The 11159-nt window shown below is 73.4% G+C and carries 10 protein-coding genes; 5 read left to right on the top strand and 5 right to left on the bottom strand.

Annotation, left to right across the window (positions count from 1 at the left end; translation table 11 throughout):
• Window positions 1–275: electron transfer flavoprotein subunit beta/FixA family protein (locus ABZ312_RS23560; protein ID WP_500438677.1), on the bottom strand; the 275-nt coding region annotated here is incomplete at its 3' end.
• A gap of 31 nt (window positions 276–306) precedes the next feature.
• The gene (locus ABZ312_RS23555) at window positions 307–1494 is read right to left on the bottom strand and encodes an acyl-CoA dehydrogenase family protein (protein ID WP_499514881.1); all 1188 of its coding nucleotides are present in this window, start codon (window positions 1492–1494) and stop codon (window positions 307–309) included.
• A gap of 67 nt (window positions 1495–1561) precedes the next feature.
• On the opposite strand from ABZ312_RS23555, the gene ABZ312_RS23550 reads away from it, so the two are divergent.
• Window positions 1562–2266: a TetR family transcriptional regulator gene (locus ABZ312_RS23550; protein ID WP_500321517.1), complete on the top strand. Its 705-nt coding sequence runs from the start codon at window positions 1562–1564 to the stop codon at window positions 2264–2266.
• Window positions 2267–2315: 49 nt separating this feature from the next.
• The gene (locus ABZ312_RS23545; protein ID WP_500321518.1) at window positions 2316–2669 is read left to right on the top strand and encodes a Zn-ribbon domain-containing OB-fold protein; all 354 of its coding nucleotides are present in this window, start codon (window positions 2316–2318) and stop codon (window positions 2667–2669) included.
• A 58-nt stretch (window positions 2670–2727) separates the two neighbouring features.
• Here the strand turns inward: ABZ312_RS23545 and ABZ312_RS23540 are convergent, their stop codons facing one another.
• A complete protein-coding gene (locus tag ABZ312_RS23540) occupies window positions 2728–4722 on the bottom strand; it encodes an ABC transporter ATP-binding protein (RefSeq protein ID WP_500360769.1) in 1995 nt (664 codons plus the stop codon).
• 91 nt (window positions 4723–4813) lie between these two features.
• A complete protein-coding gene (locus ABZ312_RS23535) occupies window positions 4814–6592 on the bottom strand; it encodes a SulP family inorganic anion transporter (RefSeq protein ID WP_500438676.1) in 1779 nt (592 codons plus the stop codon).
• Between the two features lie 112 nt (window positions 6593–6704).
• Between ABZ312_RS23535 and ABZ312_RS23530 the strand changes: the two genes are divergently transcribed.
• From ABZ312_RS23530 to ABZ312_RS23520, 3 genes are all read left to right on the top strand, one after another.
• Window positions 6705–7169, top strand: a complete 465-nt coding sequence (locus tag ABZ312_RS23530; protein ID WP_500321521.1) for a cyclic nucleotide-binding domain-containing protein — start codon at window positions 6705–6707, stop codon at window positions 7167–7169.
• Between the two features lie 207 nt (window positions 7170–7376).
• Window positions 7377–8078, top strand: coding sequence for a response regulator (locus ABZ312_RS23525; RefSeq protein WP_500321522.1), 702 nt, complete (start codon window positions 7377–7379; stop codon window positions 8076–8078).
• A 453-nt stretch (window positions 8079–8531) separates the two neighbouring features.
• Window positions 8532–9422 carry a hypothetical protein gene (locus tag ABZ312_RS23520; RefSeq protein WP_500359253.1) on the top strand — a complete coding sequence of 297 codons (891 nt, stop codon included), beginning with the start codon at window positions 8532–8534 and terminating at the stop codon, window positions 9420–9422.
• Here ABZ312_RS23520 and ABZ312_RS23515 read toward each other — a convergent pair whose 3' ends face one another.
• The gene (locus tag ABZ312_RS23515; RefSeq protein WP_500321524.1) at window positions 9423–11150 is read right to left on the bottom strand and encodes a sensor histidine kinase; all 1728 of its coding nucleotides are present in this window, start codon (window positions 11148–11150) and stop codon (window positions 9423–9425) included.
• Between the last annotated feature and the right edge of the window lie 9 nt (window positions 11151–11159).

Here is an 11159-nt window from a genome sequence, read left to right as displayed (position 1 = left end):
AAACCGTCGTCCTCGACATGGACCGCCTTGTCCGCACCCATCGACAACGCCTTGCGCAACGCGTCCTTCGCATCCTCCGGACCCACCGTCACCACCGTCACCTCGGCGCCGTCCGCAGCCTCCGCGATCTGCAGCGCCTGCTCCACCGCATACTCGTCCAGCTCCGACAGCAGACCATCCACCGCATCCCGATCCGTGGTCAGATCCCCCGCGAAGTGACGATCACCCGTGGCATCAGGCACGTACTTCACTGCGACAACGATCCTCAAGCTCACTTGATGTCCCTCCACACTCTCGGTTTGCTGATTACGGCAGGTTGCGGGCCATGACGATGCGCTGGACCTGGTTGGTGCCCTCGTAGATCTGGGTGATCTTGGCGTCGCGCATCATCCGCTCCACCGGGTAGTCCCGCGTGTACCCGTAACCACCAAGCAGCTGCACCGCGTCCGTGGTGATCTCCATCGCCGCGTCCGACGCGTAGCACTTGGCCGCCGCACCGAAGAACGTCAGGTCCGCGTCCGAACGCTCCGACTTCGCCGCCGCCGCGTACGTCAGCTGCCGCGCCGCCTCCAGCTTCATCGCCATGTCAGCCAGCATGAACTGGATGCCCTGGAACTCGGCGATCGCCTTGCCGAACTGCTTGCGCTCCTTGACGTAGCCCTTGGCGTAGTCCAGTGCGCCCTGCGCGATGCCGATCGCCTGGGCCGCGATCGTCACGCGCGTGTGGTCCAGGGTGCGCATCGCCGTGGCGAAGCCCGTGCCCTCCGCGCCGATCATCCGGTCCGCGGGGATCCGTACGTTGTCGAAGTACACCTCGCGGGTGGGCGACCCCTTGATGCCCAGCTTCTTCTCCGGGGCGCCGAAGGACACGCCCTCGTCGCCCTTCTCCACCACGAAGGCCGATATCCCCTTGGAGCGCTTCTCCGGGTCGGTCACCGCCATGACGGTGTAGAACTCGCTCACGCCCGCGTTGGTGATCCACCGCTTGACGCCGTTGAGCACCCAGAAGTCCCCGTCGCGCACCGCACGCGTCTTCATCCCCGCCGCGTCGGAGCCGGCCTCCGGCTCCGACAGGCAGTACGAGAACATCCCCTCCCCGCGTGCGAGCGCCCCGAGGTACTTCGCCTTCAGCTCCTGCGAGCCCGACAGCTGCACCGGCAGCGAGCCCAGCTTGTTCACCGCCGGGATCAGGGAGGAGGAGGCGCACACCCGCGCCACCTCCTCGATCACGATCACCGTCGACAGGGCGTCCGCACCCGCGCCACCGAAGGCCTCCGGCACGTGCACCGCGTGCAGGTCGTTCGCCTCCAGCGCGTCCCGCGCCTCCTGGGGGAACCGCCCGAGCTCGTCCACCTCGGCCGCGAACGGCGCGATCTTCGCCTCGGCCAGCGAACGCACCGCGTCCCGGAGCATGTCGTGCTCCTCCGACGTCCGGAAGAGGTCGAAATTGTCACTCACGTCCGTTACTCCAGTCCGCGTCAGCTTCCATGGCATCGAGTACCCTCAATTATGCACACTCAGTGCCATCGATCGACTGACCCCCGGTGTTAGGTTCGCCTCCATGACCACGAAGCCCCCGATGCGGGACGCCCTCGTCGCAGCGGCCTTCCAGCTCTTCCTCGAACGCGGCTACGAGGCGACGACGATCGACGACATCGTCACCCTCGCCGGCGTCGGGCGCCGGTCGTTCTTCCGCTACTTCCCCTCCAAGGAGGACGTGGTCTTCCCCGACCACGAGGGCGCGCTCGCCGACATGACCCGCTTCCTGGAGGCCAGCGCCGACACGGACGACCCGGTGACGCGGGTCTGCGACGCGGCGCGCCTGGTGCTCACCATGTACGCCGAGAACCCGACCTTCTCCGTGCAGCGCTACCGCCTCACCAAGCAGGTGCCCGGGCTGCGGGCGTACGAACTCTCGGTCGTGTGGCGCTACGAGCGTGCGATCGCCGACTACCTCGGGGCCCGCTACGCGGACCGCCCCGACGGCAAGCTCCGCGCCGACGTGATCGCGGCGGCCGTGGTCGCCGCCCACAACAACGGCCTGCGCACATGGCTGCGTTCCGGTGCGGAGGGCGACGCCGGCGCGGCCGTGGACCACGCGATGGAGTTCGTCCGCGCCGCCTGGAACGGGGACGGCGCCCCCCGGCAGGGCACCCCGGAGGCGGAGGACGACGTGGTGATCGTGATCACCAAGCGGCGGACGCCCATGTGGCGGGTCGTCCGGGAGATCGAGGCAGGCCTGACGGAGGAGGACTCCCTCACTTAAGGCACTGAGTGCCTTTTCAAAGTGCACTGAGTGCCATATCGTGTGCGCCATGAATGACCGGACTCTCGACGCGCACGACGAATCGGTTGACGGCGGGCTGCTGGTCCAGCGCTGCCGTTGGTGCGGCAACACCGCCTTCCAGCGCCTCCTCTGCCCCACCTGCGCCTCCACCGAGCTCGACGAGGTACGCAGCGACGGCACGGGGGTGATCGTCCGCTCGATGCGGGACGCCTCCCTCGTCGACCTCTCCGAGGGCTTCTCGGTACGGGGCCGGATCGTCGGCGCCCTGCCGATGCAGGTGCGCAGCGGCGCCCGCGTGCGGGTGGCCCGGACGGAGCGCGCCGATGCGGGCGAGCTCGTCTTCGAACTCTGCGAGCCGCCGGTGTCCCCGTACACCTGGTAGTCGCCCTGGCCCCGCAACGCGCCCCCGGCCGGGCCCCCCGACGGGCCGGTCCCGTGGGTCAGTTGTGCTCGGGGTGCTGGTACTGCCGGGACTGCAGCAGGTACATCTCGCGGAAGTCGCCCGTGCCCGCGCCCGGCCGCATCAGGTCGGCGAAGGCGCCGTGCTCGACGACGCGTCCCCCGTCCAGGACGTAGATCACGTCGGCGTGGCGGACGCTGTGCAGGCGGTGCGTGATCAGGACGACGGTCTGCCCGTCGGCGGCGAGCTCCCGGATGAGGTCGAAGACCCGCTGCTCGGCCTGGGCGTCCAGGGCGCTGGTCGGCTCGTCGACGATGAGGATCCGGGCGTCGCGGTACTGGGCCCGGCTGAGCTGGAGCCGCTGCCACTGGCCGCCGGATATCTCGTGACCGCCCTTGTACCCGCGGCCCAGCAGCGTGTCCCAGCCGCGGGGCAGGCCCGCGACGACCTCGTCGGCGCCGGAGTAGCGGGCGGCGGCGTCCAGGCGCTCGTCCGTCAGCAGGGCGTCGGGGCGGCCGATCCCGACGTTGACCCGCGCGGTGAACGGCCAGCGGTAGGCGTCCTGCGAGACCAGCGCGATCCGGTCGGTGATCTGCCGCCGGTCGGCGTCGGCCGCGTCGACGCCGTCCCAGCGGATCCGTCCGGAGTCCGGCGTGTACAGCCCGCACAGCAGCTTGGCCAGGGTGGTCTTGCCGCTGCCGTTGCGTCCGACGAGGGCGACGACCTGGCCGATGGGGATGGTGACGTCGACCTCGCACAGGGCCGGCGGCCGCACGAGCGGGGTGCCGGGCGCCGCGGCGGCGGTGACCGGGTAGCTGAAGGTGACCTTCTCGAAGCGGACGGCCTCGACCCGCTCCGGCAGGTCGAGCCCGCCGCGCGGGATCACCCGGCGGTCCGCCTCGGCGCACAACCGCTCCAGGTCGGCGACGAACAGCGCCTCCTCGTGCAGGTAGCCGAGTTGGACGACCAGCCGGTCCAGGGCGGAGGACCCGGTGCGGATGGCGATCACCGCCGTGCCGGCCACGGACAGCCCCATCGCCCCGCTCCACAGCAGCGCGCCCAGGGCGCCGTACGTGGCCGCCGTCGCCACCCCGGTCCACGCCGAGGCGACCAGTCCGGTGCGCGCCGCGAGCCGCGCGAGCCGGGTCTGCTCCCGCTCGCCGTTCTCGGCCATCGCCCTGAAGTGCCCCAGCAGGAACGGCCCCAGGTCGTGGACGCGGACCTCGGGCGCCGCCTCCGTCTCGATCAGCAGGCGTCCCAGCAGTTGCCCGGCGCGGGCGTGCTGCACCCAGTTGTGGAAGGAGATGTAGCGGCGGCGGGCGATGGTGAGCGCGCTCCAGGCGCTGGGCAGGGTCATCACCGCCAGCAGCGGGAGCAGCCCGGGGTGCAGGACGGTGAGCACGCCGGCCGCCGCGACCAGCGAGATCAGCGCGTTGACCACCGACGAGCAGAAGTTGATCATCCGCCGGGCCGACGCGGCGCCCCAGGACGCCGAGTCGAGCAGCTTGTGGAACTCGTCGTCCTCCACGGCCGCGAGCTCCACACGGGCGACGCGCTCCAGGTACATCTCGGTGGCCGCCCGTTCCACGGTCGGCTCCAGTTTGCCGGTGCCGGCCGTGGAGACCGAGCGCAGCACCGCCCCGGTCAGTGCGGCCGCGGCCACGAGCACCAGCGCCGGGGCCGCGCCCGTGAGCCGCTCGGCGGTCCCGCCGGGTACGAGCAGCCGGGCGAGCACCCAGTTGACGGCGACCAGGCCCACCGCCTGGGCGACACCGCGGCCCGCCTCGGCCAGCGCCACGACGCGCAGGGCCCGGGGATCGGCCCGGTGGGCCAGCCGCACGGTGGTCGCGACGAGCTGCGGGAGCCGCCGGAGCATCGCCCGCAGCCCCAGTTCCAGGAAGGAGCCGTCGTGCTTGTTCCAGCCCATGTCGTACCGCAACGGCCCGCCGAACAGCAGCCGTTCGGACTCCGACACCTCTTCCGGCGCGAGGACGTCCGGGTTTCCCGTGGCTTCCTGCCGCTTCCGCCTGGTCATGAGCGTCCCCCTCGGCGGCGGCCGCGGCGCGGTGCCGTGGCGGCCTTCCCACAGGGTGCTCCTCACGGCGGCGCCGTGTGGCCCGCTCCCGTCAGTGCGCCCCGTCCCCGCTCCCGGTGGTCCCGTTCCCGCCCCCGTCGGCGCCGCCTTCCGCCCAGGCGCGGTAGGCCTCGACCGCCGTCGGCAGGGTGGGGAAGATGCGCTCCCGGCCCACCGACCCGGTCAGGCCGTACGCGTCCAGGTCGTCCAGCAGGTCCTTCTTGACGCGGGCGAGCGCGAGGACGATGCCGCGGGCGGCGAGTTCGCGGCGCAGGGCGTCCAGGGCGTCCAGGGCGGTGATGTCGACCTCGACGTTGGCCTCGGTGTTGAGGACGAACCACCGCACCGGGTCGTGCTGCCGGTCGACGGAGGCCAGGGCCCGGCGGCGGAAGTCCTCGGCGTTGGCGAAGAAGAGCGGCGAGTCGTAGCGGTAGACGAGCAGACCGGGGATCGTGCGGGCCTGGGGGTAGTCGTCCACGTCGTGCATGCCGGCCAGGCCCGGCACCAGTCCCTCGACGGCGTCGTGCGGGCGGGCCACCCGCACCAGCATCTCCGCCACCGACAGGGCGACGGCGACCATGACGCCGTACAGGATGTCCAGGGCGAGCACGCCCACCAGGCACGCGAGGGCCAGCGCCAGTTCGCGGCGGCGGAACGACGCCAGACGGCGGAAACCGGCGAGGTCGATCAGCCGGCAGGCGGCGAAGACCACGATGGCGCCGAGGACGGTGGAGGGCATCGCGGACAGCGCCGGGTTGAGGAACAACAGGACGCAGACCACCGCCACCAGCGTCACCAGGGAGTACAGCTGGGTCCGGCTGCCGGCGGAGACGCCGAGCGCGGTGCGGCTGGCGCTGCTGCTGACCGGGAAGCCGTGCAGGACGCCCGACCCGAGGTTGGCGGCGCCCAGGGCGAGCAACTCCTGGTTGCTGTCGAGGCGGTCGGCGTCCTGTCCGGCGAAGGCCCGTGCGGTGAGCACGAAGTCGGTGTAGCCCACCAGCAGCACGCCCACCGCGGGCAGCAGCAGGTGGGCCAGGTCGCCGGGGGTGGGGAGGGCCGGCCGGGGCAGTCCGGAGGGGACCTCGCCGATGACCGCGATGCCGTGCGCCTCCAGCCCGAAGACGCCGACGACGACCGTGCCGGCGACCACGGCGAGCAGCGGACCGGGCGCGCGGGGGACGTACCGCTGGGCGAGGAAGAGGAAGAGCAGCGCGAACGCGGCGAAGGCCACCGTCCCCGCGTGCGCCTGCGGCAGGTGCGTCACGAAGGAGAGCAGTTGGGGGAAGAACTCCTCTCCCGTGACCGGCACCCCGGTCAGCTTGGGCAGCTGGTCGATGATCATGATGCAGGCCACCCCGGCGAGGTAGCCGACGAGCACCGGGCGCGACAGCAGGTCGGCGACGAAGCCCGCCCGTACCGCCCACGCCACCACGGCCAGCAGGCCGACCACCACGGCGAGCGCAGCGGCGAGCACGGCGTAGCGGCCGGGGTCCCCCGCGGCCAGGGGCGCGACGGCGGTCGCCGTCATCAGCGCGGTGGTGGACTCCGGGCCGACCGACAGCTGCCGGGACGACCCCAGCAGGGCGTACAGCGCGAGCGGGGCGAGGGCGGCCCACAGCCCGGCGACCGGCGGCAGCCCGGCCAGTTCGGCGTACGCCATGACCTGCGGCACCAGGTACGCCGCCACCGTGACGCCGGCGAGCAGGTCGCCGCGCAGCCATGCCCTGCGGTAGCCGACGAGGGTGGCCAGGCCCGGCAGCAGTCCGCGCCAACCGCGCTTGGCGGCGGACCTCGCGGGCGGCGGGGCGGGCTTGGAGACGGCGGACGGCATGGGCCCATCCTCCCCGACGACCCCGTGTTGGGGCCGGTCGGCCCCTCCTCGCGCTCCCGGGTGGCGGAGGACCCTGGAGGTGACGTCGTACCGGACGAGAGGGAGGACGGCGATGACCACCACCACGACGGGCCTGCTCGACGCACTGCCCCCGGAGACCCGCGGGCGACTGCTGGAACTCGCGCGCGACGTGTCCTTCCCGGCCCGGGCCCGGATCTTCGAGGAGGGGCACCGGGCCGACCGCTTCTGGATCATCCGTACCGGCTCGGTCGCCCTCGACCTGCACGTGCCCGGCCGGCAGCCCGCCGTGGTCGAGACCCTCGGCCCGGGTGACCTGCTCGGCTGGTCGTGGCTCTTCCCGCCCTACTCCTGGCACCTCGGCGCGCGGGCCCAGAGTCCGGTGCGGGCCGACGAGTTCGACGCCACGGTCATACGGGCGCTGTGCGAGGCCGACGCGGTGTTCGGGCGCGCGGTCGCGCGCCGGGTCGCGCAGATCGTCGCGCACCGGCTGCAGGGGGCCCGCACCCGGCTCCTTGACCTGTACGGTCCGCAGGGCAGCGGCAGCACGGTGCACTGACGGGCGCATGGTCCGTTCGGCCCTGTCGCCGCGGGGCCGCCCGGGGGATGATCCGGGAGTGACCGGGGGATCGGGCGGCAGCGGTGGCGGCGGAGCGCGCGGGCGTGTCTTCTTGATCCCTGTGGACGGAGGAACGCCGGCGCGGCGGGTGCGCGGGCCGGGCGGCGCGAGGCCGCGGGATCGGAAAGAGACGCCCTGGGGGCCGGGATGAGTGAGGCACGGGAGTTCACGGAGCAGGCGCCGATCAGGGTGTTCCTGGTCGACGACCACGAGGTGGTACGGCGCGGCTTGCACGATCTGCTCGACGCCGAGCCGGACATCGAGGTCGCCGGGGAGGCGGGCACGGTCGACCACGCCCTGGCGCGCGCCCCGGCACTGCGGCCGGACGTGGCGATCCTCGACGTGCGCCTCCCGGACGGCGACGGTATCAACGTCTGCCGGGAGCTGCGCTCGCGCATGCCCGGGCTGGCCTGCCTGATGCTGACGTCCTTCGACGACGACGACGCCCTGCTGGACGCGATCATGGCCGGTGCCGCCGGCTACGTGCTGAAGCAGATCAAGGGCTCCGACCTGGTCTCCGCCGTCCGCACGGTGGCGTCGGGCCAGTCGCTGCTCGACCCCGCGACCACCGCCCGCCTGATGAACAGCCTGCGCGAGCAGGAGCAGCCGCCGGAGCCGCAGGACGAGGCACTGGCCGGGCTGACCCCTCGCGAGCGGGAGATCCTGGAGCTGATCGGCGAGGGACTGACGAACCGGCAGATCGGCAAGCGGCTGTTCCTGTCCGAGAAGACGGTCAAGAACCACATCTCCCGGATGCTGGGCAAGCTCGGCGTCGAGCGCCGCATCCAGGCCGCCGTGCTCGCCACCCAGCACCAGCCGTCCGGCGGCCCGCAGGGTTCCGCCCCCTGAGACGCCGGGACTCCGCGCGCCGGTGAGCGGCGACCGCTCGGCGTGGGCACCACCGTTTCCCCGCGCCGAGTGGGCACCATCGGCAAGCACCGGTCCTGCTGGGCAGCGCCCGTGGCCCCCGCCTCGCGGCGTCGGCGCGCACCGAGGCGGAGCAGACGTGACCGCCGTGGCCCGTGCTCGCCACCCCGGCCCGGCCGTCGCCCGGCCCACAGGGTTCCGCCCCCTGAGACGCCGGGACTCCGCGCGCCCGTGAGCTGCGGCCCCCAGCGCCCGGGTGCCGCCGTTCGCCTCGCGGCGGTGGCGCGCCCGTGTGCGGTCGGCTGTGCGGTCGGCGCGGGACGCGGGGCCCCGCGAGGATGCCCTGGCGGGCCCAGGCGGTAGGGCCGGTCGGCCCTCCCTGTGGGGGGTCGCGACGTGCAAGGTGGGAGACGCATCATCCGGAGGGAGCCCGCCATGAATCCCACCACACTCAACGGGGCGACCCTGGAGAAGCTGATCTCCGCCGCTGTGGCGGCCCCTTCGTTCCGCGGGAGCCGGCCCTGGCGGTACCGCCTCGATCCGGAGATTGGCACGTTCCAGGTCCGCGCGGTCCCCGAACCGGGGGTGCCGGAGTCCGAAGCGGCGGCGCGCGCCCTGCACGTGTCCGTCGGCGCCGCGGTGTTCAACCTGCGGGTCGCGCTGGCCCACTTCGGCTGGGAGCCTGCCGTGCAGCTGCTGCCCGTACCCGGCGACGCCGACCTGCTCGCCGCCGTGCGCCCGATCGGCCCGCTCCGCGTCGGCGACCGCCCGTACCGGGACCTGTACGACGCGATCTGGCGCCGGCACAGCTGCCGTACGCCGTACTTCGCGCACTGCCCGACGGGGGCGGTGGTGCTGGAGCTGATCGACGCCGCGCACGCGGAGGGCGCGTCGCTGACCCTGCCGCGCGCCGAGGAGGCCCTGCGGCTGCTGCGGCTGACCGCGGAGGCGGAGCAGCGCGGCACGACGGGCACGGGCCGCGCCGTGGGTTCCGGGGGCCGGGTCCACGAGGACGCGGGGGCCGGAGCGGCCGCCGTCGATCCCGAACGGCGGCCCCTGGTCGCGGCGCTGTGCACGCCCCACGACTCGTGCGCGGACTGGCTGCGGGCGGGGCAGGCGATGGAGCACGTGGTGCTCCTGGCGACGGCGCACACCGTCCACGCGACGCTGCTGCACGAGGCGATGGAGTGGCCTGACCTGCGGGCGGCGATGCGGACCACGGACTGCGGTCCGGGCCTGGTGCAGATGCTCATCCGGTTCGGCGCCGCGGCGTCCGGGGCCGGTGCGTCGCGGGTGCCGGCCCACGAGGCCGCGGAGCGGGGCTGATCAGCGCGTACGGCCACCGTCCGACGGCACCCGCCACACCAGGCGGGTGCCGCCGTGGTCAGGTGTCTCGAGCGTCATCGTGCCGCCCAGCTCCTTCGCGCGCCGCTCGAGGTTGGCCAGTCCGCTGCGGCGCCCGTCCTCGGGGACGCCGACGCCGTCGTCGCTGACCGTCAGGGTCAGCGTGCCCGAGCCGACGACCAGGGAGACCTCCGCGGCACCGGCCCTGGCGTGGCGGGCCACGTTCGACAGAGCCTCGGCCAGCACCGCCACCACGTGCTCGGCGACCGCGGCGGGCACGTCCGTGTCGATCAGCCCCTCCATGCGCAGGGACGGGGTGAAGCCCAGGCCGGGCACCGCCTCCTCCACCGCCTTCGCCGTCCGCACCCGCAGCCCCTGGCGGCCGGGGCCGGTCTCGTGGCTGCGCAGACCGAAGATCGTGGAGCGGATGATCTTGATCGTCTCGTCCAGGTCGTCCACCGCCCGCAGCAGCCGCTCGCTCGCCTGCGGGTGGTCCACGAACCGCATCGCGCTCTGCAGCGTCATCCCGGTCGCGAACAGCCGCTGGATCGCCAGGTCGTGCAGGTCGCGGGCGATCCGGTCGTGGTCCTCCAGGAGGACCAGCTGCTCGGCCGCCCGGCGGCGCTCGGCCAGCTCCATCGCCAGGGCCGCCGAGCCCGCGAAGCCCAGCAGCGGCGCGGTCTCCGCCTCCGTGAAGGGCGCCTCCCCCTCGGCGCGGGCCAGCAGCAGCGCACCGCGCACCCCCTGCGGGGTCGCCATCGGCACGGCCACCGCGGGGCCCAGGCCGCCGAACCGCGGCGGGCCCGCCACCACCCGCGGATCGCGCTGGATGTCGACGCTGGTCAGCGGCTCGTTCGCGGCCATGGCCGCCCCGGTGAACGATCCCTCGCGGGGCAGCGTCAGCCCCTGGTGGGTGTCGGCGTCGATGCCGGTGGCGATCGCCATCGTGATGCCGTCGCCGGTCCCGGCGGGCAGCGCCAGCACGCCGAGGTCCGCGCCGAGGATGCTCCGGGCGTGCTCCACGATGAGCTCCAGCACCGCGTCCTCGTCGATGCCCGACAGCAGGCCGCCGGTGATCTCCGCGTTCGCCTCCAGCCACCGCTGCCGCGACCTCGCCTCCTCGTACAGCCGGGCGTTGTCGATCGCCACCCCGGCCGCCACCGCCAGGGTGGACAGCACCGTCTCGTCCTCGCCGTCGAACTCCTTGCCGCCCCGCTTCTCCGTCAGGTACAGGTTGCCGAACACCTCGTCGCGGATCCGGATCGGCACCCCCAGGAAGGAGTGCATCGGCGGGTGGTTCGCCGGGAAGCCGTGGGAGGCCGGGTGCTGCGCGATCTCCTCCAGGCGCAGCGGCACCGGGTGGCGGATCAGCTCGCCCAGGATGCCGTGGCCCGAGGGCAGCGGCCCGATCGCCTTGATCTGCTCGTCGCTGACGCCCGCCGTCAGGAACTGGGCCAGCCGCGCGTCGTCGCCGATCACGCCCAGCGCCCCGTACTCGGCGTCCACCAGCAGGACCGCGGCCTCCACGATGCGCCGCAGCACCTGTGGCAGGTCCAGCTCCCGCCCGACCGACAGCACCGCCTCCAGCAGGCTGTGCACCCGGTCCCGCGTCCCCCGCACCGCGTCGATGCGCGATTGCAGCTCGTCCAGCAACTCGTCCAGCTGCAGCCGTGGCAGGCCCTCGGCGTCCTTGCCGCCGTCAGTCCCCACCGGCACCTC

The organism is Streptomyces sp. NPDC006207, assembly GCF_040613835.1.
Lineage (GTDB): Bacteria > Actinomycetota > Actinomycetes > Streptomycetales > Streptomycetaceae > Actinacidiphila.
This window is presented reverse-complemented; position numbering and strand designations above follow the sequence as displayed.

Bases quoted from the DNA above. Each gene is read 5' to 3' on its own strand.
- ABZ312_RS23545 (WP_500321518.1), top strand. From the start codon at position 2,316: ATGAATGACCGGACTCTCGACGCGCACGACGAATCGGTTGACGGCGGG.
- ABZ312_RS23525 (WP_500321522.1), top strand. From the start codon at position 7,377: ATGAGTGAGGCACGGGAGTTCACGGAGCAGGCGCCGATCAGGGTGTTC.
- ABZ312_RS23540 (WP_500360769.1), bottom strand. From the start codon at position 4,722: ATGACCAGGCGGAAGCGGCAGGAAGCCACGGGAAACCCGGACGTCCTC.
- ABZ312_RS23520 (WP_500359253.1), top strand. From the start codon at position 8,532: ATGAATCCCACCACACTCAACGGGGCGACCCTGGAGAAGCTGATCTCC.
- ABZ312_RS23550 (WP_500321517.1), top strand. From the start codon at position 1,562: ATGACCACGAAGCCCCCGATGCGGGACGCCCTCGTCGCAGCGGCCTTC.
- ABZ312_RS23530 (WP_500321521.1), top strand. From the start codon at position 6,705: ATGACCACCACCACGACGGGCCTGCTCGACGCACTGCCCCCGGAGACC.
- ABZ312_RS23535 (WP_500438676.1), bottom strand. From the start codon at position 6,592: ATGCCGTCCGCCGTCTCCAAGCCCGCCCCGCCGCCCGCGAGGTCCGCC.
- ABZ312_RS23555 (WP_499514881.1), bottom strand. From the start codon at position 1,494: ATGCCATGGAAGCTGACGCGGACTGGAGTAACGGACGTGAGTGACAAT.